The following is a 21859-nucleotide window of genomic DNA, read 5'->3' as shown; positions in this document are numbered from 1 at the left end:
CGGTGCCGCACAATTGACACCGGCCGGCGACCGCGAGGGCTAGATCGGGCTAATGGCGATCAACTCTTCCGTACGACGACGAAGTCCGCCAGCGCGATCAGCTGCGCGCGGACCTCTGCGGGCATGTCGACGCCGCTCAGGGCCTCGATGGCGGTGGCGTGCTGGCGGCGGGCCTCCTGGGAGGTCCACTCCCGGCCGCCCGCCTCCTCGATCAGCGCCGCGCGGGCCGCGAACTCGTCCTCGTCGAAGTCGGCGGCCTGGGCGTCGGTGAGCTTGGCGTCGGCGGCGAGCAGGGCGGCGAGCCGCTCGGAGGCGGGGCCGCCGGCGGCGAGGGCGGCGACCACCGGGAGGGACTTCTTGCGCTGGCGCAGGTCGCTCCAGGTCTGCTTGCCGGTGGTCTCCGGGTCGCCCCAGATGCCGAGCAGGTCGTCGACGGCCTGGAAGGCGAGGCCGAGGTGGTAGCCGTAGGCCTCCAGGGTGTCGGCCGTACGGTCGTCGGCGCCGCCGAGGACCGCGCCGATGGAGACCGCGCAGGCCAGCAGGGCGCCGGTCTTGTTGCCCTCCATCTCCAGGCACTCGGCCACGGTGACGCGCTCGCGGTGCTCGTAGGAGATGTCCTGGGCCTGGCCGTCGATGAGCTTGCGGGTGGCGGTCGTCAGCCGCCGGGTGGCCCGGCCCGCCTCGACGGTGCCCAGCTCCAGCAGCACCTCGTTCGCGAGCGCGAAGAGCGCATCGCCGACGAGGATGGCCTGCGCGGGGCCGTGCGCCTTCCAGACGGTGTCACGGTGGCGGCGCTGCTCGTCGCCGTCCATCAGGTCGTCGTGCAGCAGCGAGAAGTTGTGCACGAGCTCGACGGCGACGGCGCCGGGGATGCCCACCTCGGGTGCGGCGCCGGCGGCCTCGGCCGAGAGCAGGGCGAGGGCGGGCCGCACGGCCTTGCCCCCGTCGCCGTGCGTCGGCCGTCCTTCGGCGTCGATCCAGCCGAAGTGGTAGGCGGCGACGGTGTCCATGGGTGCCGCGAGCCGGTTGACGGCGGCACGCAGCACCGGCGTGGCAAGCGTCCGTCCGCGCTCCAGCAGGGCACTGACGCCTGCGGTGTCGACAGCTGGGATCGCCGATGTCACGGTCTCTCCTCTGGTGGTCGTGCTCACGCGCGCCCCGTTCCGGGAACGCGCGCCTTGATGGCTCGCTGGGTCATACCGCCGCCTCCCGCAGGGGGTCCCGATGCGGCCGGCCGAGCTCGCCGAGGGCCGCGCCGGCGGCAGCCAGACCGCTGCGCACCGCGCTCTCCATGGTCGCGGGCCAGCCGGTGGCGGTCCACGCACCGGCCAGGAAGAGGCCGGGCGCGTTCGTGGGGGCGTGCGGCCGCAGCCGGCCCACGCCGGGGGTGGGGGCGAACGTCGCCGTCCGTTCCCGGGTGACGAAGAAGTCGCGCACGCCCGCTCCCCGGGCGGCGGGCAGCAGCCGCTCCAGCTCGGGGAGGTAGCGCTCGCGCAGCTCGGCGACCGGCCGGTCGATGTCGTCCTGCGCGGCCGACTGGGACACGGCCAGGTACTGGGCCGCGCCGTCGAGGGCGGCCAGCCCGGAGGAGTCGGTGCGGTCGAAGACCCACTGCACCGGGCTGCCGAGGGCGGTGAAGAACGGCTGCCGCATGACTTTGCGGTCGTATACGACGTGCAGGTTGAGGATGGGGGCGGTGTCGATGCCCAGCAGCCGGTCCGGCTCGTCCAGGGCGCCCTCGGGCAGCAGCGCGTGGGTCTCGCGCTGGGGCACGGCGAGCACCACGGTGCCGGCGTCGAGCCGCTCGGCGCTGCCGGGCCCGGCTTCGATGTCCACGTGCCAGCCGCCGTCGGCGGCACGGGAGATCCGCGTGGCGCGCGTGCGCAGGGCGGTGCGCACGCCCGCGGCGTCGAGGGCGGCGCGGGCCCGGGTGTCGTGCAGCTCGCCCAGCGGGACGTGCGCCCAGCCGATGTCGGCGGCGCCGGGCTCGGAGAGCAGGCCGGTCTTGAAGACCATGGCGGCCAGGCCCAGCGAGGAGCGGTCGGCGGTGGCGTTGAGGGTGGCCACGCCCACCAGGTCCCACAGCGCCTCGACCGTGCGGTCCGACTGGCCGCGGCGGCGCAGCCAGGTGGCGAAGTCGACGCCGTCCAGCGCCGGGTCCATCGGGTCCAGGCCGCGCAGGGCCAGCGCGGCCCGTCCCACGCTCGCGCGCTCGGCGAGCGAGAGGTGCGGGTACGTGGCCAGGCTCGCCGCGAGGTGCAGCGGCACGGGCAGCGCGGTGCGGCGTAGCCGGCCGAGGCGGGGGCGGCCCGAGGGGTGGCCGACGTCGAGGACGGGCACGTCGAGCCGGTCCTGCAGGGGGGCGAGGTGCCGGGCGCCGACCCGGTCGAGGAACCACTGGTAGGCGGTGCAGCAGCGCAGGTAGACGTGCTGGCCGTTGTCGATGGCCAGCTCGCCCCGGCGGAAGGAGAAGGCGAGCCCGCCCAGGCGGGGCCGGCCCTCGACAAGGGTGACCCGCACTCCGGCGGCGGCGAGCTCGAGCGCCGCCGTGATGCCGGCGAGGCCGCCCCCGATCACCACCGCGGCCGCTCCGTCGGAGCGGCCTGCCTGTGTGGGGAGCCGGTCGGGCCGGGTTGTCGTCCGTGATGTCATGCGCCCACTCCCTCGGCTTCTGTCAGGGACGCGATCGCCGGGCGGAGGGTTGCGCACCGCTTGCCGCCGCGGCGGCGCCCGGTGCCGGTGTGCGTGCGGGTCATCAAGCGCGCCCCCTGGCGGTCTGCCGGTGGACGCTGCGGGCGTCGTACCCGGACAGTCCGCGCACGGCGACGAAGGCCTTCTCGCGCCCGGGCAGGGAGACCCTGCCGCGCAGCACGGCCTGCGGCTCCTCGGCGATGCGGTCCAGCAGCCGGCGGTAGATGCCGGACATGGCGGCGACGCAGGCGCCGCTGCGCCGGTCGAGCATGGGCAGCAGCCGCATGCCCTCGGCGAACAGGGCGCGGGCGCGGCGCACCTCGTAGTGCACCAGGCCGGTGAAGTCGGCGCCGGCCGGGGGCCGCACGGAGTGGAAGCCGGCGGAGCAGCCGAACTTGGCGAGGTCCTCGGAGGGCAGGTAGGTGCGGCCGTTGGCCGCGTCCTCGCGCACGTCCCGCAGGATGTTGGTGAGCTGCAGGGCGAGGCCGAGCGTATCGGCGTACTCGGGAGCGCGTGCGGCGTCCCGGGCGCCGGGCACGGTGCCGAACACGCCGAGGGAGAGCCGTCCGATGGCGCCGGCGACACAGCGGCAGTACGCGGCGAGCTCGTCCCACGTCTCGTAGGTCTCGCCGCGCACATCCATCTGAACGCCGTCGATCAGTTCGTCGAGCCCTCCGATGGGAATGGGAAAGCGGCGCACGGCGTGCGCGAGCGCGACGGCCACCGGGTCGGTGTCGTCCTCGTCGACGGCGCCGTCCCGGATCCGGTCCAGCGTCGTACGGGCCTCCTCGAGCCGCAGCCGCTTGGACTCGGGGTCCAGGGGGCCGTCACCGATGTCGTCGACGCGCCGCGAGAAGGCGTACAGGGCCGACATGGCCCGTCGCTTGGCCGCGGGCAGCAGCCTGATGCCGTAGCTGAAGTTGCCGGCCTGCTGTCCGGTGACGGCCTCGCAGTAGCTGTACGCGGCGAGTACCGGTGCGGACGCGTGTGGCGTTCCGTTCACGGTCCCGCTCACCCCTCTCTTCGCAGTGTCGCCCCCACCTCGCGCAGCACGCTGAGCTTGGTGGGCTTGGGCGGTCCGGGGAGTACGTCGTGTCCCGCGGCGGTGACCGCCCGGAGCGCGGCCCTCCCCCCGCCCACGAACCCCGCGAGCAACAGCTTCAGCCTGCCGTGGACGCTACCCACCAGTGGGGTGCCTTCATTCAGCAGGCGCCCGGCGCGTTCCGCCTCGTACGCGACCAAGGCGCGCACCGATGCGCCGGCGGTCGGCAGGGCGAGGTCGGACTCCGTCACACGGAAGCGTTTCATGTCCTCGGCGGGGAGGTAGACGCGGTCGCGTCCAAGGTCCTCGGCGACGTCCTGTAGGTGTTCGATGATCTGCAGTGCGGTGCACACCGCGTCCGAGTGGCGGATCCGCTCGGGGCTCGCTGTGCCGGTGATGCCGAGGACGAGACGGCCGACGGGGTTGGCGGACAGCTCGCAGTAGGCGAGCAGCTCGTCGTACGTGGCGTAGCGGCTCACCCGCTGGTCCTGGCGGTTGGCCTCGATCAGCCCGAGAAAGGGCTCGGGGGTCAGACCGCACCGGCGGACGGTCGGACGCAGGCGGATCAGCAGCGGGTGGCGGGGGCCCGTGCCGGTGGGGTCGAAGACGCGCAGGAGGTCGGCCTCGAAGGCGTCGAGCATGGTGAGACGGTCGTCACTCTGCTCGCGGTCCAGGCCCAGCAGCTCGGCGTCGCGGCCGCCGGGAGCCAGGTCGCCGTCGCCGATGTCGTCGACGAGACGGGCGTAGCCGTAGATCGCCATGAGATCGGCACGCCAGGCGCGGGGCACGAAGAAAGGCGCCACGGGAAAGTTTTCGTGCGCGGCCTTGTCGAGCACGGCGCGCGCGTGCGCGTCCGTCCCCGCCGTCATCGAGGGCTGCCCGGACCGGGGACGGCGTACGCGTCTCTGATCTGGAGAGAGCCCCTGGCCAATACGGCCAATGCAGCCATTGCCGTCACATCTCCCGTTCTACACTGCCGACCCAGAACATCCTATTTCGGACACGCCGCAGGGTAGGGGCGTCGCCCCGGGCTCCCCATCGAGCCTCCCCCTGTGCACCCTCGGCAGCGGGGTGCGCGGGTATCGCCATGCCCCACCACAAACAGCAGCAAAAGAGCACGCTACAGCGTACGCCGCACAAGTGTCCGACGCCCGCCGGGGTGCGTGCTTGATCCATACAATGCCACGCGATGCCCGAATCGGCCCTGACAATAAGCGAGTTGATCGTCACGGAACGGTCAAGGCCCCCGCCGGCACACGCCTGCGGGGGCCCGGTGCGACCGGTGCTTCCCGGGGTGCTCCGGGGAAGCACGGGCGCGGATTCCGCTAGCGGGCCGTCTCCTTCTCGTACGCCCGGACCACCTCGTCGGTCGGGCCGTCCATCAGCAGCTCGCCGCGCTCCAGCCACAGCACCCGGTCGCAGGTGTCCCGGATGGACCTGTTGTTGTGGCTGACCAGGAAGACCGTGCCGGCCTCCTTGCGCAGCTCGCGGATGCGCTCCTCGGAGCGCTTCTGGAAGGAGCGGTCGCCGGTGGCCAGGGCCTCGTCGATCATCAGGACGTCGTGGTCCTTGGCCGCCGCGATGGAGAAGCGCAGCCGGGCCGCCATGCCGGAGGAGTAGGTCCGCATGGGCAGCGTGATGAAGTCGCCCTTCTCGTTGATCCCGGAGAAGTCGACGATGTCCTGGTAGCGCTCGCGGATCTGCTCGCGCGACATGCCCATGGCCAGACCGCCGAGCATCACGTTCTTCTCGCCCGTGAGGTCGTTCATCATGGCCGCGTTCACGCCCAGCAGCGAGGGCTGGCCATCGGTGTAGATCTTGCCGCGCTCGGTGGGCAGCAGCCCGGCCACCGCCTTGAGCAGGGTGGACTTGCCCGAGCCGTTGGAGCCGATCAGGCCGATGGCCTGGCCCCGGTAGGCGGTGAAGCTCACCCCCTTGACCGCGTGCACCTCGCGCACGCCCGCGCCGGGCTTGCGCTTGACGATCCGGTTCAGGGCGGCGGTCGCGCTGCCGCGGCCGGTGTTGCCGCCGTAGACGCGGTAGACGATGTGGACGTCGTCCGCGATCACGGTGGGCAGGGGTGCGGACGCCTCGGTCCCGGTGTTCTGATCAGCCACGGCCGTACTTCTCCTCAGCCTTCCAGAAGTACACGAAACCGCCGACGCCCACGACCAGCGCCCAACCGGCCGCCAGCGCCCATACGTGCGGCGGCAGGTGGATGTGGCTGCGGTCGTCGATCAGCGCCCAGCGCATGAGGTCGATGTAGACGGCGGCCGGGTTGGCGGCCAGCAGGTCGGCGACCCACTTCGGCGCGTGCGTCTTCTCCAGCGCCGTGGACAGGCTGTACATCACGCCGGACGCGTACATCCAGGTGCGCGTGATGAAGGGCAGCAGCTGCGCCAGGTCGGGGGTCTTGCTGCCCAGCCTGGCCAGGATCATCGCCAGGCCGGTGTTGAAGAGGAACTGCAGCACCAGCACCGGAACGATCAGCACCCACGACAGCGCGGGCATGTGGCCGAAGCCGAGCAGGAAGAGGAACAGCACCAGCATCGAGAGCAGCAGCTGCTGCAGCTGCTGCATCGCGAAGGAGATCGGCAGCGCCGCCCGCGGGAAGTGCAGGGCGCGCACCAGCCCCAGGTTGCCCGCGATCGAGCGCACGCCGGCCATCGCCGAGCTCTGCGTGAAGGTGAAGACGAAGATCCCCGTCACCAGGAAGGGGATGTAGTTGCGGATCCCCATGTCCTTGCCCTGCTGCATCAGCAGGCCGAAGATCAGGAAGTACACCGAGGCGTTCAGCAGGGGGGTGGCCACCTGCCAGACCTGGCCCAGCTTGGCCTGGCTGTACTGGGCGGTCATCTTCGCCCGGGAGAAGGCGATGATGAAGTGCCGCCGGTCCCACAGCTGCCGGACGTAGTCCGGCAGGCTCGGCCGGGCGCCGCTCACCGCGAGCCCGTACTTCCGGGCCAGCTCGGCGGCGGGCAGACCGTCGTCGGGTGACGGCGGGGCACTCATGGCGACCGCACTGTCGTGCGTTGTCTCGCTCACAATTGACACTTTCGTCCTCAAGGTGCGCTGCCGGGGCCGGGCCCCGGCTCGCGCCCGGTGCTCTCAGACAAGAGCTTGTCAGATCACGGGCGGGCGACCCAGTCGGGTCAGGCGCCACACGGTACGCCACTTCATCGGGCGCCGTGGACCGCAAGGAGTCGTCCAGCCCTCCCGGAATCCGCCGAACCACGCGCGCAGCGCGGGCAGCGACGGACGCCGGGCCAGGGTCAGCAGCAGCCACACCCCGACGTAGACGGGGACCAGCGGTGCCGGAAGGTTCCGGCGGGCCAGCCACACCCGGTTGCGGGCCACCATGCGGTGGTAGACGGCATGCCGGCTGGGGGCCGTGGTCGGGTGGTGCAGCACCATGTCCGACCGGTAGTCGATCATCCAGCCCGCGTCGAGGGCCCGCCAGGCGAGGTCGGTCTCCTCATGGGCGTAGAAGAACTCGTCCGGCAGCCCGCCGACGTCGGCGAAGACCCGCGTGCGGACCGCGTTCGCGCCACCGAGGAAGGTGGTCACGCGCGAGGAGCGCATGGGGTCTGCGGCCCGCAGCCGCGGCACGTGGCGGCGCTGGGTCTCGCCGGTGTCGGGGTCGGCGATGCGGAAGCTGATGATGCCCAGCTCGGGGTCGGCGGCGAAGGCCTCCCGGCACAGCTGTGCCGTGTCCTGGCCCGGCAGCAGGCCGTCGTCGTCGAGGAAGAGCAGGATGTCCACGTCCCGGCCGGCCGGGCCGAACGCCTCGATGCCGACGTTGCGGCCCGCCGGGATGCCCACGTTCTCGGGCAGCTCGACGGTCCGCACGCTCAGCCCGGGGACGCTCAGCTCGGGCAGCGGGGAGCCGTTGCCGACGATGACGACCTCGATCGCCTCGCCGGTCTGCTTGGCGACCGACTCCAGCAGGGCGCGCAGCTCCTCGGGGCGGTTGCCCATGGTCAGCACGACCGCGCCGACGCGCGCGGCGGCGGCGCTCATCGCAGCCTGCTCGAGGCGAGGATGGACACGAGGTGCAGCAGCGTCTGCAGGACGGCGATGCCCGCGAGGACGGCCGTGCCGAGGCGGGTGAAGAAGAGGTCGCCCCGGGCCGCGTCCACGATCGCGAGGACGAGGATCAGCAGGGACGCCTCGATCCCGAGGATCAGCCGGTGGAACTTCAGCGCCGCGGCGGCCTTGCGGGCCAGCGCCATGCCGGAGGAGCGCGGCTCGGAGGCCGCCTCCTTGACCGGCGGCAGCCCGGCCTGGTGGCGGGCGACACCGACGAGGTCGGTCTCGGCCTTGATCAGGACGGCGCCGAGCGCGGCGAGGGTGCCGAGGAAGGCCCACAGCCAGTCGATCCGGCCGCTCCCCCACAAGTCGGCGGCGCGCAGGCCGAGGCCGAGCAGGACCGCGGCGTCGCACAGGTAGGCGCCGACCCGGTCCAGGTACACCCCGGAGTTCGAGTACTGCTTCTTCCAGCGGGCGATCTCGCCGTCGACGCAGTCCAGCAGCAGGTAGAGCTGGACCATGACGACGCCGAGCACGGCGCCCGTGATCCCCGGCACCAGCAGGGCCGGGGCCGCGAGGACGCCCGCGACGGTCATCAGGTAGGTGAGCTGGTTGGGCGTGATCCGGGTGTTCACCAGATACCGGTCGCAGCGCAGCGAGATCTCTCGCATGTACAGGCGACCGGCCCAGTGCTCACCGCTGCGCCGGTCCTTCACACCTGCGGGGTGGACGACCGGGCGGAGTTCAGCGACTGACGGTTTGTGCATAGTCGGCGTAGGCGTCCCTGATCTGGTGGGTGGAGAGGTCGAGGTGCTCCAGGATCGTGTACCGCCCCGGGCGGGTCTGCGGTGCGTACTCCACCACCTGCACGAACTCGTCGTCGGTGAAGCCGATCTCGCCGGGCAGCACGGGCAGGCCGTGCCGCCGCAGCACCTCGACCATCAGCGCGGACTCCTCGCGGGCACCGCGCAGGTGCATCGCGAAGGCGGCCCCGAGGCCGCACTGCTCGCCATGGCTGGCGGCGCGCTTGGGGAAGAGGATGTCGAAAGCGTGGTTGATCTCGTGGCAGGCGCCGGAGGCGGGGCGGCTGTCACCGGCGACGGACATCGAGATGCCGGTGAGGACCAGGCCCTCGGCCAGCACCTGCAGGAAGCCGTCGTCGCCGACGCCGCCGGGGTGGCGCAGCACGGCCTCGCCGGCCTGGCGGGCCATCGCGGCGGCCAGGCCGTCGATCTTCTCGCCGCGCTCGCGGTGGGCGAGCTCCCAGTCCGCGACGGCGGAGATGTTGGAGACCGCGTCGCCGATGCCGGAGCGGACGTAGCGGACGGGGGCCTCGCGGATGACGTCGAGGTCGATGACGACGGCGATGGGGTTCGGCACGCCGTACGAGCCGCGGCCCGCGTCGTTGTCGAGCGTGGCGACCGGCGAGCAGAGACCGTCGTGCGAGAGGTTGGTGGCCACGGCGACCAGCGGCAGGCCGATCCGCGCGGCGGCGTACTTCGCACAGTCGATGATCTTGCCGCCGCCGAGGCCCACGACGGCGTCGTAGTGCCCCTTCTTCATGCGGTCGCCGAGCCTGATGGCGTCGTCGAGGGTGCCGCCGCCGACCTCGTACCAGGAGGCGCCGGGCAGCGCCGGGGCGAGCCGCTCGCGCAGCGCCGCCCCGGAGCCGCCACTGATGGCGATGGCGAGCTTGCCGGAGCTGGAGATCCGCTGGTCGGCGAGGACGCAGGCCAGATCGTTCAGCGCACCGGCGCGGATGTCGACGACGACCGGCGAGGGGATGAGCCTCGTCAGTACTGGCACGCGATCTCCCGGCCCTTGGCGAGGTCGTCGTGGTTGTCGATCTCGACCCACTTCACATCGCCGATGGGGGCCGTGTCGATCTTGAAGCCGCGGTTGACGAGCTCCTGGTAGCCGTCCTCGTAGTACAGGTCGGGGTCGCGCTCGAAGGTGACCTTGAGGGCGTCGGCCAGCTCGGCGGCGGCGTCGGCCTCGATGAGCGTGACACCGATGTACTCGCCGGTGGCGTCGGACGGCTCCATCAGCTTGGTGATCTTCTGGACGCCCTTCTCGCCGTCCACGACGACCTTCATCTCCTCGTCGGCGAGGTTCTTCACCGTGTCGAGGGCGAGGATGATCTTCTGGCCGTCGCCGCGGGCGGCGAGCAGCGTCTTCTCGACGGAGACCGGGTGGACGGTGTCGCCGTTGGCGAGGATCACGCCGCGGCCGAGGACCTCACGCGCGCACCACAGGGAGTAGGCGTTGTTCCACTCCTCGGCCTTGTCGTTGTCGATCAGGGTGAGCTTGAGGCCGTACTTGGCCTCCAGCTCCTCCTTGCGCGCGTACACGGCCTCCTTGCGGTAGCCGACGACGATCGCGACCTCGCTCAGGCCGACCTCGGCGAAGTTGCCGAGGGTGAGGTCGAGAACGGTGAGCGACTCCTCGGCACCCTCGGGGCCGACCGGCACCAGGGCCTTGGGCAGGGTGTCGGTGTAGGGACGCAGACGCCGTCCGGCGCCGGCTGCCAGCACGAGGCCGATCATGCGGGTTCTCCTGTTTCGTCGTGTACTGCGGGCGCCCCGGCGGACACCCAGAACCGGATGCTCTCGCTGAGCACCAGGAGCGTGATGGCGGCCGCGAGGACCGTCAGCGCGATGGTGAAGCCCCGGCCGTGCCAGAGGGCGGCGGCGGCCGTGACCGCCACGACCCGCCCCTCGTGCCCGCCGATCGCCCGCACCAGCCAGTGCGGCGGGGCACCGGTGCCGCCACGGATGCGGTACACCGTGTCGTAGTGATGGTAGGCGACCGCGGCGACGAGGCCGAAAGCCGCGGGCAGGGCGCCCGGGGCGCCGGAGAGCGCCGCCAGGCCGAGGATCATGCCGTACTCGGCGCCGCGGAAGATCGGCGGCACCAGCCAGTCGAGGGGGCCCTTGAGGCTGTGGTGGACAGCGATGGCCGCGAACCCGGCGTAGGCCACGGCCTGGGCGAGGGCCGACCAGGTGCCGGCCCCGCCGAAGAGGAGCGGACGGATCAGCAGCAGGGCGGCGGCCGCCAACGCCCACAGGGGCGCGGCGTACGCGGCGCCGGGCCTCTTGCGGGCCGGTTCCACGGTGAGCCAGAACGAGTCGGTGAGGTCCGCCAGCGCCTGGGCGGCCCGGTCGGTCCTCTTGGCCTTGCGGGTCAGCGAGCGCAGCACGCGGCCGGCGGTGGTGTAGCAGGCGGCGAAGGCACAGCCGATCAGCAGCACGACGAAGACGACGCGGGGGGTGGTGAGCGCGGTGAGGACCGCGATCAGCGCCCAGCGCTCGCCGATGGGCAGCACGATCATGCGCCGTACCCAGACCGTCCAGCCGACGCTGTCGAGCCTGTCGGAGAGGGCGGCGGTGGGGCTGGTGTTGGCGGTGGCGTCGTGGTTGGCCTCGTTGAAGGAGAAGTCGACCACGTGCCGGCAGGTCTGCAGGATCATCGCGCCGAGCGCGAGGGCCCATACGTCGTCCCCGCCCCGGGCCGCGCCCAGCGCGAGGCCCGCGTAGTAGGCGTACTCCTTGGCGCGGTCGAACGTCGCGTCGAGCCAGGCGCCGAGGGTGGAGTACTGGAGGGAGTAGCGGGCGAGCTGGCCGTCGGTGCAGTCGAGCACGAACGACGCGATCAGCAGGACGCCCGCGGCGACGTACCCGGGGCGCGTGCCGGTCGCCGCGCAGCCGGCCGCGATCAGCGCGGTCAGCAGCGAGGCGGTGGTCACCTGATTGGGGGTGAGGCCGCGGCGGGCGCACCAGCGGGCGAGGTAGCGGGAGTACGGGCTGATGCAGAAGGTGGTGAAGAAGCCGTCGCGGGACTTCACGGCGCTGCGCAGCCGGACGGCCTCGTCGTCGACGGCGGCGGTCTCGGCCGCCGCCTTGGCGCGGATGTCGTCGTCCGCCGGTACGGCCGCGACCAGGACGCCCAGCTCCGGGCGGTGCACGGCCAGGCCGTCGGCGGTCAGCCGCTCGGCGGTGGCGTCCGGCAGGCCGGCCTCGGCGGCGCCCGACGGCTGCGCGGACGGCGCGGGCCGGCCGGCGAGCGCCGTGAGCGCGCGCGTCAGCGCCGCGCGGGCCGCCGGCTGCGCGGTGAGCGCGCCGGTGACGGCGGCGGCGGGGAAGCGCGGGTCGGTCAGGGCGAGCCGCAGGGCGTGGACGTGGCCCACGAAGCGGTGGTCGACGAGGGCGACCCGCTCGGCGGCCGGGACGGCGGCCAGCGCCGAGGCGGCGCCGGCGGCGTCAGGGGCCGTGCGGACGTCGAAGCCCAGGGACCGCAGGTCGTCCTCGAGGGAGGAGCCGGCGGGCGGCGTGCCGGTGAGGATGGCGGTCGACAGACGAACTCACTCCTTGGAAGCTGGCGTGGCCGCCTCGGGGTCCGCGAAGTGACCGGGCGGCGTGCGTGGCGCGCCAGGCCCCGGCCGCGGGGCGGCGTGCGGCACGTCGGCAGAGGCTATCGGATCACCGGAAGCCACCGTTCACCGCACGTGCACCCGGGCGTCCCGTCACTGACAGGACGCCCGGGGAATCCGGACGGTTCCCACGGACGGACGAAACGTTTCCCGTCGTCTGGCTGGAATAGGCTGCCGTCATGACGTGGCTGATCACAGGCGGAGCGGGGTACATCGGGGCGCACGTGGCGCGGGCGATGACGGAGGCCGGGGAGCGGGTTGCCGTGCTGGACGACCTGTCCTCCGGCGTGGCCGGCCGGCTGCCCGACGGCGTCCCGCTGGTGCGGGGCTCGGTGCTCGACCGCGAGGTGCTGGACCGCGCGTTCGCGGAGCTGGACGTGACCGGTGTGGTGCACCTGGCGGCGAAGAAGCAGGTCGGGGAGTCGGTGGAGAAGCCGCTGCTCTACTACCGCGAGAACGTGCACGGGCTGACGGTGCTGCTGGAGGCGGTCGTCGCCGCCGGGATCCGCAGCTTCGTCTTCTCCTCCTCCGCGGCCGTCTACGGCATGCCCGACGTGGACCTCGTCACCGAGGACACACCGTGCCTGCCGATCAATCCCTACGGCGAGACGAAGCTGGCCGGCGAGTGGCTCGTCCGGGCGACGGGTGCCGCGCACGGCATCTCGACGGCGTGCCTGCGCTACTTCAACGTCGCGGGCGCGGCCCGGCCGGAGCTGGCCGACACCGGCGTCTTCAACATCATCCCGATGATGTTCGACCGCGTCACCCGTGGCGAGCGCCCGCGGATCTTCGGCACCGACTACGACACGCCGGACGGCACCTGCGTCCGTGACTACATCCACATCGAGGACCTGGCCACGGCCCATCTGGCCGCCGCCCGCCGCCTCGCCGAGCGGCCGGGCACGGGCGATCTGACGCTGAACGTGGGCACCGGGCGCGGGGTGTCGGTGCGGGAGATGGCCGATCTGATCAGTGAGGTCACCGGCCGGCCCGAACTGACGGCCGAGACCGGGCCACGCCGTCCGGGTGATCCGGCGCGTGTCGTGGCGTCCGGGGAGCTGATCGCGAAGGAGCTGGGCTGGAGTGCTCGGCACGACCTGCTGAGCATGGTCACTTCGGCCTGGGAAGGGTGGTGCCTCCACCACCCGGAGGCACGTCGCAGCTGATCCGGCCGATATCGGCAGCGTGGGCATCGTCGCAGGTCAGGGCAATGACAACGGTGTTCAGTGCCGCGTTGCCCGATACCCCCCACCCGTAGTTCACTGGGGCTCGGCCGGCACCCGCCGGCCGTTCCGGGCGATCTTCGGAGGCGGCATTCATGGGAGCGGGGCACGACCACGGCCACTCGCACGGGGGACCCCCGCCCGGCACGAGCGGCACCGCGGCCGCCGCCTACAAGGGGCGGCTGCGCATCGCGCTGGGCATCACCGTGACGGTGCTGGTCGCCGAGATCGTCGGCAGTGCGCTGACCGGATCGCTGGCGCTGCTCGCGGACGCCGGGCACATGGCCACGGACGCGGTGGGGGTCTCGATGGCGCTGGTGGCGATCCACTTCGCGAACCGGCCGCCGGGCGGACGGCGCACGTACGGATACGCCCGCGCCGAGATCCTGGCGGCGCTGCTGAACTGTCTGCTCCTGCTGGGGGTCGGCGGCTTCATCCTCTTCGAGGCGGTCGAGCGGCTGCGCAACCCCACCGAGGTGCCGGGCGGGATGACGGTGGCCTTCGGTCTGGTGGGCGTGATCGCCAACCTGATCTCGCTGGCCCTGCTGATGCGCGGCCAGAAGGAGAGCCTCAATGTGCGCGGGGCGTTCCTGGAGGTCCTCTCGGACGCGCTGGGCTCGCTGGCCGTGGTCCTCTCGGCCGTGGTGATCATGCTGACGGGCTGGACGCAGGCCGACCCCATCGCCTCCCTGATCATCGGGCTGATGATCGTCCCGCGCACGCTGAAGCTGCTGCGGGAGGCGCTGGACGTGCTGCTGGAGGCGGCGCCGAAGGACGTCGACATGGACGACGTGCGGGCGCACATCATGGCCCTGCCGGGCGTGGAGGACCTGCACGACCTGCATGTGTGGACCATCACATCGGGGATGCCGGTGCTGTCCGCGCACGTGGTGGTCGACCCGGCGGCGCTGGACTCGGCCGGGCACGGGAAGATACTCCACGACCTGCAGGGCTGCCTCGGCGAGCACTTCGCCGTCGAGCACTGCACCTTCCAGCTGGAGCCCAGCGGGCACGCCGAGCACGAGGCCAGGCTCTGCCACTGACCGGCCGCCGCCCGGCGGGCCGGCCAGGACTCATCCGTCGCCGCCCTGGGCATCTCGTACGGCAGACTTGAGGGTCGAAGACAGACAACGAGGATGGTCAATGCCGATCACATCAGCCACGGACCGCTCCGCCGACTCCGCCGCGGTACCCGCTTCCGCCGACGCCGCTGAACCGATCATGCTGGAGCTGGTCGACGAGGACGGCACGACCATCGGCACCGCCGAGAAACTCTCCGCCCACGTGGCGCCCGGCCGGCTGCATCGTGCCTTCTCGGTCTTCCTCTTCGACGACGAGGGCCGGCTGCTGCTGCAGCGCCGGGCCCTGGGGAAGTACCACTCCCCCGGCGTCTGGTCGAACACCTGCTGCGGCCACCCCTACCCGGACGAGCCGCCCTTCGTCGCCGCCGCCCGCCGCACCGGCGAGGAGCTGGGCCTGGCGCCCGCGCTGATGCGCGAGGCCGGGACCGTGCGCTACAACCACCCCGACCCCGCCTCGGGCCTGGTCGAGCAGGAGTACAACCACCTCTTCGTCGGGACCGTGCGGGCGGAGCCCGACCCGGACCCCGAGGAGATCGCCCAGACCGCGTTCGTCACCCCGGCCGAGCTCGACGAGCTGCGGCGGACGGGCACGTTCTCCGCGTGGTTCTCGACGGTGCTGGACGCCGCGCGTCCCGCGATCCGCGAGGTCACCGGGGCCTCAGCGGGCTGGTAGCGGCAGCGCACGGGTGCAGCGGCAGGGCGGCCCAGACCACCTTGCCGCCGCTCGCGGTGTGCTCGACGTCGCACCGGCCGCCCACCTCGTCGACGGTCGCCTGGACGAGCAGCAGGCCCCGGCCGCCGGTGCGCGGCTCGTCCTCGGCGAACGCCTCCAGCGCCTTGGGGCGGTAGGGGTGGCTGTCCTCGACGGCCACGCGCACCCACTCGGGGCCGATGGAGACCTCCACGGCCACCTCCGGGGAGAGCAGCGCCGCGTGCCGGACGGCGTTGGTGACCAGCTCGGAGACGATGAGCAGCAGCCCGTGCAGCAGGTCCTCGCGCAGCGGTACCCGCCGGCGCCGGATGAGGTCGCGGACGGCGTGTCTGGCCCGGGGCACCGAGCAGTCGAGCGCGGGTGTGGTGTACCGCCAGGTCCCGTCGTACTCGGCCGGCTTCCGGGGCGGGGGCGCCTGGCCCGGCTCGGGCGGTACGCCCCCGAGGATCTCCATGTCCGATACCAACCCCTCGCCGTGGCTCGACCGCACAGGTCGAGTGTTGGGAATCAGGGGGTCCGCACCGGTCGGCTGAACAGAAGTCAGCTGCTATCGACGGGTTTTGATCGCGTACGTGTGCCGCGGCCGCTTCGGCGACTGTTCCTGGCTGTCGCGTTCATCCTTCAATGAACGATGCGGACTGTCATCTTCCGAGACCTGCCGGTGATCATGAGCAGGGTCGTCCCGGCTAGCATCCGGCGCATGGAGCCCGCACTGCATCTGGACGTCGCCGACGCCACCGCCACCGTCCGCATCGCCAACCCGGCCAAGCGCAACGCCATGACCACGGCCATGTGGCAGGCGCTCCCCGCCCTGCTCGAGCGGTGTGCGGCCGACCCGGCCGTACGGGTGCTGGTGCTGACCGGCGAGGGCGGGACGTTCTGCGCGGGCGCGGACATCTCCGGCCTGGGCGAGGACGGCGGCGAGCGGGCCCGCGGCCTCGCGGTCGCGGCCGAGGAGGCGCTGGCGGCCTTCCCCAAGCCGACGATCGCCGCCGTGCGCGGCCACTGCGTGGGCGGCGGCTGCCAGCTCGCCGCCGCCTGCGATCTGCGGTTCGCCGCGCAGGACGCCTCCTTCGGCATCACCCCGGCCCGGCTGGGCATCGTCTACGCGGCCTCCTCCACCCGGCGCCTGGTGGACCTGGTCGGCCCGGCGACGGCCAAGTACCTGCTGTTCTCCGCCGAGCTGATCGACGCCGAACGGGCGCTGCGCACGGGCCTGGTGGACGAGGTGTGGCCGGCCGGGGCCCTGGACGAGCGGGTCGCGGAGTTCGCCGCGACCCTCGCCTCCCGCTCCCAGCTGACGCAGGCCGCGGCGAAGGAGTTCGCGGCCGGGCCGGCGGGCGAGGACCGCCTGGCGCACTGGGCCGGGCAAGCGCGCGGCAGCACGGACCCCGCGGAGGGGGTCGCCGCCTTCCTCGAGCGCAGGCGGCCGCGGTTCACCTGGACGGTGTGACGCCCTCCTCCCCGGCCCGGATCTTCCGCCACTCGGCCACGAGGTCGGCGGGCGCCTTCTGCGGGGAGCCCGCGTCGTACGGCGGCTGCGGGTCGTACTCGATCATCAGCTGAACGGACTGGGCGGCGCGGTCGCCCTCGATCCGGCCCACGAGCGTGAGCCCCATATCGATGCCCGAGGAGACCCCGGCGGCCGTGACGTACTTGCCGTCGGTGACGACCCGCTCCCCCGTCGCGTCGGCACCGTAGGCGGCGAGGTCCTCCAGGTACAGCCAGTGCGAGGTGGCCCGGCGGCCCGTCAGCAGCCCGGCGGCGCCCAGGATCAGGGAGCCGGTGCACACGGACGTCGTCCACGTGGCCGTCCGGTCCGCCTCCTTCAGCCAGTCCTGGACGGGGCCGGGCGCGAGGGGCAGGTTCTCCGGCGGGCCGCCCGGCACCACGATGATGTCCGGGTGCGGCACGTCCGCCAGCGCGGCCTCGGCCACGAGCGCCTGCGTTCCGCTGTCGTTGACCACGGGGCCGGGCCGCTCGGCGACGAAGGTCCTCTCCCCGCCGGACAGGCGCAGCGACTCGTACGGGCCGATGGCGTCGAGCGTGGTGAAGCCGGGATAGAGCAGGATGGCGATCTGCATGCGGTGTTCCTTCTCTCGTGTGGTGAACGGGCCTCAGGCGGTGGTCAGGGAGGGCGCCGGGGTCCTGAACCGGCGCCGGTATTCGGCGGGCGCCGTGCCCAGGGTGCGGACGAAGGCGCGGCGCATGGCCTCGGGCGTGCCGTAGCCGCAGGCGCGGGAGACCTCGGCGACGCTCTGCGCGGTCTCCTCCAGCAGGCGGCGGGCGGCCTCCAGCCGCACGCCCTCGACGTAGCGGCCGGGAGTGACGCCCACTTCGGCCTGGAAGGCGCGGGCGAAGTGCCGGGGCGAGAGGCTGGCGCGGCCGGCGAGGGCCTCGACGCTCAGGTCGGCGCCGGGGTGTTCGGCGATCCAGTGCTGGAGGTCGCGCAGCGCCGGCCGGTCGGCGGTCTGGGCGGCGAGCTGGGTGCTGAACTGCCGTTGGTTGCCGGGGCGGCGCAGGAAGACGACGAGGTGGCGGGCGACGGCGAGCGCGGTCCGCCGGCCGTGGTCCTCCTCGACGAGGGCCAGCGCGAGGTCGATGCCGGCGGTGACGCCGGCCGAGGTGGCGATGCCGCCGTCGCGCACGAAGACGGGCTCGGGATCCAGCCGTACGGCGGGGTACCGCCGTGCGAAGTCCTCGCAGAACGCCCAGTGCGTGGTGGCGCGGCGGCCGTCGAGCAGCCCGGCGGCGGCGAGCAGGAACGCGCCCGTGCACACCGAGACCAGCCGCCCGGCGCGCGGGCCGTCGCGGCGCAGCCAGTCCAGCAGCCGCGGGTCGGCGTCGGCCATGCACTGGCCGCCGGGTACGAGCACGATGTCCGCCGCGGCGCACTCGTCGAGCGCGGCGTCCGGGGCGAGGCGCAGTCCGCTGCCGGTGCGCACCGGTGCGCCGTCGACGGTCGCGGTGCGCACCCGGTAGGTGCCCAGGTCGCCGAGCAGGACGCCGGCGCCGTGGAACACCTCGAGCGGGCCGGTGACGTCGAGGCTCTGCACCCCTTCGTAGAGGATGATCAGCACGGTGCGGCGGGAGGTCATGGTCCTCATGCTGCGGCGGGCGGGCGATGGCCGCAATGACGAGCTCCCCACCTTTCCTGCCATGGCGACCCCGGCCTTCCGCGCCAAACCAACCAGTCGGTAACGTGCGGGACATGAGCTCTCTTCCCGCGCGCGCCGGACGCCGCTGCCACAACGTCGTCAACCCCTTCCACTCGGTCGTCTACTTCTCCCCCGACTCCGTCCGCGAGATGGCCGGGCTCGGCATCGAGGAGCGCAGCGCCGTCTATCTCGCCGCGCGGTCCGCCGCGTTCGGCCGGGTCGGCGCGGGCGTCGTCACGGCGACGTTCCACAGCTTCAAGCACGAGATGGTGGCGCGGCACGTCCCGCGGGTGTGGGACCTCGCCTCGCCTCAGGAGGTCCTCGACGCACGTCTGCGGGCCGCCGACGCCACGCTGCGGCGCCTGCTGGGCGAGGAGGCTCTGGCCTCCGCTGAGATGGCCGAGGCCGCGGAGCTGGCGCTGCGCGCGACGGAGGCCTGCGAGCGTCCCGTGCGCCCGCTCTACGCCGCCCACGCCGACCTGCCCGTGCCGGGCGCCCCGCACCTCGCCCTGTGGCACGCGGCGACGCTGCTGCGCGAGTACCGCGGCGACGGACACCTGATCGCCCTCGCGCGGACCGGGCTGGACCCCGTCGAGGCGCTGGTCAGCCACTCCGTCACCGGGCGCGGCATGTCGCTGAAGTGGCTGCTGACCACGCGCGGCTGGAGCGAGGAGGAGCTGACCGCGGGCCGGGAGCGGCTGGAGCGGCGCGGACTGCTGGGCGCGGACGGCCGGTTGACCGAGGCCGGCATCACGCTGCGCGAGACCCTCGAGGACGAGACGGACGTCCTGGACGCGGCGCCCTACGAGCACCTGGGCGCGGCGGGCGTCGAGCGCCTGACCGAGCTGCTGACGGCGTTCACCACGGCCGTCGTGGAGGCGGGCGGATTCCCGGCGGACCTGCGGGGGTAGGACGCGGCCCCCGTCGGCGGCACCTGCCACAATGCAGATCGCGGCTCGAGGAGAGATCCCGGAAGAAAGCAGAGCGTGATCGTGACGACGTCGACGTCGATCGAAGGCAGGATCGCCGAGGAGCTCGGCGTACGGGAACGGCAGGTGCGGGCAGCCGTCGAATTGCTCGACGGCGGCTCGACCGTCCCGTTCATCGCGCGCTACCGCAAGGAAGCGACCGAGATGCTCGACGACGCGCAGCTGCGCGCCCTGGAGGAGCGGCTGCGGTATCTGCGGGAGCTGGAGGACCGGCGGACGGCCGTGCTGGAGTCCGTGCGTTCGCAGGGCAAGCTGGACGAGGCGCTGGAGGCGCGGATCCGCGCCGCCGACTCCAAGGCCCGGCTGGAGGACATCTACCTGCCCTTCAAGCCCAAGCGGCGCACCAAGGCGCAGATCGCGCGGGAGGCCGGGCTGGAGCCGCTGGCCGAGGGGCTGCTCGCCGACCCCGGCGTCGAGCCGGCGGCGGCCGCCGCCGCCTTCGTCGACGCGGACAAGGGCGTCGCGGACGCGGCCGCCGCGCTGGAGGGGGCCCGGGCCATCCTCACCGAGCGGATCGGCGAGGACGCGGACCTCATCGGCGAGCTGCGCGAGCGCATGTGGTCGCGCGGGCGCGTGGCCGCGAAGGTGCGCGAGGGCAAGGAGGAGGCGGGCGCGAAGTTCGCCGACTACTTCGACTTCGCCGAGCCCTTCACCGAGCTGCCCTCGCACCGGGTGCTGGCGATGCTGCGGGGCGAGAAGGAGGAGGTCCTCGACCTCACCCTGGAGCCGCAGGCGCCGGACGAGACGAGCGCGGGCCCGAGCGCGTACGAGCAGGCGATCGCGCGCCGCTTCGGCGTCGCCGACCGCGGCCGGCCGGGCGACAAGTGGCTGGGCGACACCGTCCGCTGGGCCTGGCGCACCCGGGTCCTGGTCCACCTCGGCATCGACCTGCGGCTGCGGCTGCGCCAGGCCGCCGAGGACGAGGCGGTCCGGGTCTTCGCCGCGAACCTGCGCGACCTGCTGCTCGCGGCGCCGGCCGGCACGCGCGCCACGATGGGCCTCGACCCCGGCTTCCGTACGGGCGTGAAGGTCGCCGTCGTGGACGCCACGGGCAAGGTGGCCGCCACCGAGACGATCTACCCGCACGTTCCGCAGAACAAGTGGGACGCCTCCCTGGCCGCGCTGGCCCGGCTCGCCCGTGAGCACGCCGTGGAGCTCGTGGCCATCGGCAACGGCACGGCCTCCCGCGAGACCGACAAGCTGGCCGCCGATCTGATCTCCCGTCACCCCGAGCTGGGGCTCACCAAGGTGATGGTCTCCGAGGCCGGCGCCTCGGTCTACTCCGCCTCCGCCTTCGCCTCGCAGGAGCTGCCGGACCTCGACGTGTCGCTGCGCGGCGCGGTGTCCATCGCCCGCCGCCTGCAGGACCCGCTCGCCGAGCTCGTCAAGATCGACCCGAAGTCGATCGGCGTCGGCCAGTACCAGCACGACCTGTCCGAGGTGAAGCTGTCCCGGTCGCTGGACGCGGTCGTGGAGGACTGCGTCAACGGCGTGGGCGTCGACGTCAACACCGCCTCCGCCCCCCTGCTCTCGCGCGTCTCGGGCATCAGCTCGGGCCTCGCCGACAACATCGTCGCCCACCGCGACTCCAACGGCCCCTTCCGCTCCCGGAAGGCCCTCAAGGACGTGGCCCGGCTCGGCCCGAAGGCCTACGAGCAGTGCGCGGGCTTCCTCCGCATCCGCGGCGGCGACGACCCCCTCGACGCCTCCAGCGTCCACCCCGAGGCGTACCCGCTGGTCCGCGCCATGGCGAAGGCCACGGGCGGCGCGGTGGGCTCCCTCATCGGCGCCACGGCGACGCTGCGCTCGCTGCGGCCCGACGACTTCGTCAACGACTCCTTCGGTCTGCCGACGGTCACCGACATCCTGCGCGAGCTGGAGAAGCCCGGCCGCGACCCGCGTCCCGCGTTCAAGACGGCGACATTCAAGGAGGGCGTCGAGAAGATCGGCGACCTGGCGGCGGGGATGCTCCTGGAGGGCGTCGTCACCAACGTCGCCGCGTTCGGGGCGTTCGTGGACATCGGCGTGCACCAGGACGGGCTGGTCCATGTCTCGGCGATGTCGAAGACGTTCGTCAAGGACCCGCGGGACGTGGTGAAGCCGGGGGACATCGTGCGGGTGAAGGTGATGGACGTCGACATTCCGCGCAAGCGGATTTCGCTGACGCTCAGGTTGGACGACGAAGCGGCGGCCGTGGCGGGCGGCGGGGCCAAGGACAACGCCGGTGCCCCGCGGGAGCGCGCGGAGCGCGGTGGGCAGCGGCGCGGGGGTACGCCCCGCCCGCGGCGCGAGGCGGGGGGCCGCGATGCGGCTCCCGCCGACAGCGCGATGGCGGATGCCTTGCGGCGCGCGGGCCTGCTGAGCGGGCCGAAGGGCCGCTAGGCCGGGGCCGGGGGGATTTCTCCCCCACCCCGCCCCTTCCCGTAACCGGGGCTCCGCCCCGGACCCCGGTCCTCAAACGCCGGACGGGCTGATTTTGTCGCCCGGAACCGGCGGAAGATCCA

Annotated in this window: 20 protein-coding genes; 6 read left to right on the top strand and 14 right to left on the bottom strand. The window is 73.0% G+C overall.

The genetic code is table 11. The features are described 5' to 3' along the window. Positions 1-59 precede the first annotated feature (59 nt). From AB0G59_RS22855 to AB0G59_RS22805, 11 genes are all read right to left on the bottom strand, one after another. A complete protein-coding gene (locus AB0G59_RS22855; RefSeq protein ID WP_360914489.1) occupies positions 60-1124 on the bottom strand; it encodes a polyprenyl synthetase family protein in 1065 nt (354 codons plus the stop codon). Positions 1125-1194: 70 nt separating this feature from the next. Continuing rightward, positions 1195-2652, bottom strand: coding sequence for a hydroxysqualene dehydroxylase HpnE (gene hpnE / locus AB0G59_RS22850; protein WP_360914486.1), 1458 nt, complete (start codon positions 2650-2652; stop codon positions 1195-1197). A gap of 103 nt (positions 2653-2755) precedes the next feature. Further along, on the bottom strand, positions 2756-3706 hold the full coding sequence (gene hpnD, locus AB0G59_RS22845) for a presqualene diphosphate synthase HpnD (protein ID WP_071965409.1): 951 nt from the start codon (positions 3704-3706) through the stop codon (positions 2756-2758). Continuing rightward, positions 3703-4602, bottom strand: a complete 900-nt coding sequence (hpnC, locus tag AB0G59_RS22840; protein ID WP_071965410.1) for a squalene synthase HpnC — start codon at positions 4600-4602, stop codon at positions 3703-3705. The genes hpnD and hpnC overlap by 4 nt, the downstream gene beginning before the upstream one ends. Positions 4603-5058: 456 nt before the next feature. Beyond that, positions 5059-5850, bottom strand: a complete 792-nt coding sequence (locus AB0G59_RS22835; protein WP_360914481.1) for an ABC transporter ATP-binding protein — start codon at positions 5848-5850, stop codon at positions 5059-5061. Continuing rightward, positions 5843-6778 (bottom strand): ABC transporter permease, encoded by a 936-nt coding sequence (locus tag AB0G59_RS22830; protein ID WP_360914478.1) that lies wholly within the window; start codon positions 6776-6778, stop codon positions 5843-5845. The genes AB0G59_RS22835 and AB0G59_RS22830 overlap by 8 nt, the downstream gene beginning before the upstream one ends. Before the next feature lie 78 nt (positions 6779-6856). Then, positions 6857-7753 (bottom strand): glycosyltransferase, encoded by an 897-nt coding sequence (locus AB0G59_RS22825; protein ID WP_360914474.1) that lies wholly within the window; start codon positions 7751-7753, stop codon positions 6857-6859. Beyond that, positions 7750-8529, bottom strand: a complete 780-nt coding sequence (locus AB0G59_RS22820) for a CDP-alcohol phosphatidyltransferase family protein (protein ID WP_360914471.1) — start codon at positions 8527-8529, stop codon at positions 7750-7752. The genes AB0G59_RS22825 and AB0G59_RS22820 overlap by 4 nt, the downstream gene beginning before the upstream one ends. Continuing rightward, positions 8507-9568, bottom strand: a complete 1062-nt coding sequence (locus AB0G59_RS22815) for an iron-containing alcohol dehydrogenase family protein (protein WP_071965416.1) — start codon at positions 9566-9568, stop codon at positions 8507-8509. The genes AB0G59_RS22820 and AB0G59_RS22815 overlap by 23 nt, the downstream gene beginning before the upstream one ends. Then, entirely contained in the window at positions 9556-10308 is a 753-nt protein-coding gene (locus AB0G59_RS22810) for a phosphocholine cytidylyltransferase family protein (protein WP_360914468.1), read from the bottom strand. Before AB0G59_RS22810 ends, AB0G59_RS22815 begins: the two co-directional genes overlap by 13 nt. Next, entirely contained in the window at positions 10305-12116 is a 1812-nt protein-coding gene (locus AB0G59_RS22805) for a DUF5941 domain-containing protein (RefSeq protein ID WP_360914632.1), read from the bottom strand. The genes AB0G59_RS22810 and AB0G59_RS22805 overlap by 4 nt, the downstream gene beginning before the upstream one ends. 254 nt (positions 12117-12370) lie before the next feature. Here AB0G59_RS22805 and galE point away from each other — a divergent pair, with 254 nt between their 5' ends. The 3 genes from galE (at position 12371) to idi (ending at position 15169) form a co-directional block, all read left to right on the top strand. Continuing rightward, on the top strand, positions 12371-13357 hold the full coding sequence (gene galE / locus AB0G59_RS22800; protein WP_071965419.1) for a UDP-glucose 4-epimerase GalE: 987 nt from the start codon (positions 12371-12373) through the stop codon (positions 13355-13357). A 152-nt stretch (positions 13358-13509) separates the two neighbouring features. Then, positions 13510-14457 (top strand): cation diffusion facilitator family transporter, encoded by a 948-nt coding sequence (locus AB0G59_RS22795; RefSeq protein WP_360914464.1) that lies wholly within the window; start codon positions 13510-13512, stop codon positions 14455-14457. 100 nt (positions 14458-14557) lie between these two features. Beyond that, positions 14558-15169 carry an isopentenyl-diphosphate Delta-isomerase gene (idi, locus tag AB0G59_RS22790; protein WP_360914461.1) on the top strand — a complete coding sequence of 204 codons (612 nt, stop codon included), beginning with the start codon at positions 14558-14560 and terminating at the stop codon, positions 15167-15169. Here idi and AB0G59_RS22785 read toward each other — a convergent pair. Then, complete coding sequence (locus AB0G59_RS22785; protein WP_360914458.1) at positions 15144-15662, bottom strand: ATP-binding protein; 519 nt, start codon at positions 15660-15662, stop codon at positions 15144-15146. The two genes, idi and AB0G59_RS22785, sit on opposite strands and share 26 nt — an antisense overlap. A 246-nt stretch (positions 15663-15908) precedes the next feature. Between AB0G59_RS22785 and AB0G59_RS22780 the strand changes: the two genes are divergently transcribed. Then, complete coding sequence (locus AB0G59_RS22780) at positions 15909-16661, top strand: enoyl-CoA hydratase/isomerase family protein (RefSeq protein ID WP_360914455.1); 753 nt, start codon at positions 15909-15911, stop codon at positions 16659-16661. On the opposite strand, the gene AB0G59_RS22775 is transcribed toward AB0G59_RS22780, so the two are convergent. Next, on the bottom strand, positions 16645-17292 hold the full coding sequence (locus tag AB0G59_RS22775) for a DJ-1/PfpI family protein (RefSeq protein WP_360914452.1): 648 nt from the start codon (positions 17290-17292) through the stop codon (positions 16645-16647). The two genes, AB0G59_RS22780 and AB0G59_RS22775, sit on opposite strands and share 17 nt — an antisense overlap. Positions 17293-17325: 33 nt before the next feature. Further along, positions 17326-18306: a GlxA family transcriptional regulator gene (locus AB0G59_RS22770; RefSeq protein ID WP_360914449.1), complete on the bottom strand. Its 981-nt coding sequence runs from the start codon at positions 18304-18306 to the stop codon at positions 17326-17328. Positions 18307-18419: 113 nt separating this feature from the next. On the opposite strand from AB0G59_RS22770, the gene AB0G59_RS22765 reads away from it, so the two are divergent. Together AB0G59_RS22765 and AB0G59_RS22760 are read left to right on the top strand one after the other, a co-directional pair. Continuing rightward, a complete protein-coding gene (locus AB0G59_RS22765) occupies positions 18420-19277 on the top strand; it encodes a hypothetical protein (protein WP_360914446.1) in 858 nt (285 codons plus the stop codon). A 75-nt stretch (positions 19278-19352) separates the two neighbouring features. After that, the gene (locus AB0G59_RS22760; protein ID WP_360914443.1) at positions 19353-21737 is read left to right on the top strand and encodes a Tex family protein; all 2385 of its coding nucleotides are present in this window, start codon (positions 19353-19355) and stop codon (positions 21735-21737) included. The last annotated feature ends 122 nt before the right edge of the window (positions 21738-21859 follow it).

Origin of the sequence: Streptomyces sp. NPDC021096, from assembly GCF_040641275.1 — a bacterium.
Taxonomy (GTDB): domain Bacteria; phylum Actinomycetota; class Actinomycetes; order Streptomycetales; family Streptomycetaceae; genus Streptomyces.
Note: the sequence above shows the minus strand (reverse complement) of the source record. Positions and strands in the feature narration are given on the sequence as shown.

What these genes read in the sequence shown, in the direction of transcription:
- hpnE (WP_360914486.1), bottom strand. Translation starts at nt 2,652, where the DNA reads ATGACATCACGGACGACAACCCGGCCCGACCGGCTCCCCACACAGGCA.
- hpnC (WP_071965410.1), bottom strand. Translation starts at nt 4,602, where the DNA reads ATGACGGCGGGGACGGACGCGCACGCGCGCGCCGTGCTCGACAAGGCC.
- AB0G59_RS22825 (WP_360914474.1), bottom strand. Translation starts at nt 7,753, where the DNA reads ATGAGCGCCGCCGCCGCGCGCGTCGGCGCGGTCGTGCTGACCATGGGC.
- AB0G59_RS22820 (WP_360914471.1), bottom strand. Translation starts at nt 8,529, where the DNA reads ATGCACAAACCGTCAGTCGCTGAACTCCGCCCGGTCGTCCACCCCGCA.
- AB0G59_RS22810 (WP_360914468.1), bottom strand. Translation starts at nt 10,308, where the DNA reads ATGATCGGCCTCGTGCTGGCAGCCGGCGCCGGACGGCGTCTGCGTCCC.
- galE (WP_071965419.1), top strand. Translation starts at nt 12,371, where the DNA reads ATGACGTGGCTGATCACAGGCGGAGCGGGGTACATCGGGGCGCACGTG.
- AB0G59_RS22795 (WP_360914464.1), top strand. Translation starts at nt 13,510, where the DNA reads ATGGGAGCGGGGCACGACCACGGCCACTCGCACGGGGGACCCCCGCCC.
- idi (WP_360914461.1), top strand. Translation starts at nt 14,558, where the DNA reads ATGCCGATCACATCAGCCACGGACCGCTCCGCCGACTCCGCCGCGGTA.
- AB0G59_RS22785 (WP_360914458.1), bottom strand. Translation starts at nt 15,662, where the DNA reads ATGGAGATCCTCGGGGGCGTACCGCCCGAGCCGGGCCAGGCGCCCCCG.
- AB0G59_RS22780 (WP_360914455.1), top strand. Translation starts at nt 15,909, where the DNA reads ATGGAGCCCGCACTGCATCTGGACGTCGCCGACGCCACCGCCACCGTC.
- AB0G59_RS22775 (WP_360914452.1), bottom strand. Translation starts at nt 17,292, where the DNA reads ATGCAGATCGCCATCCTGCTCTATCCCGGCTTCACCACGCTCGACGCC.
- AB0G59_RS22770 (WP_360914449.1), bottom strand. Translation starts at nt 18,306, where the DNA reads ATGACCTCCCGCCGCACCGTGCTGATCATCCTCTACGAAGGGGTGCAG.
- AB0G59_RS22765 (WP_360914446.1), top strand. Translation starts at nt 18,420, where the DNA reads ATGAGCTCTCTTCCCGCGCGCGCCGGACGCCGCTGCCACAACGTCGTC.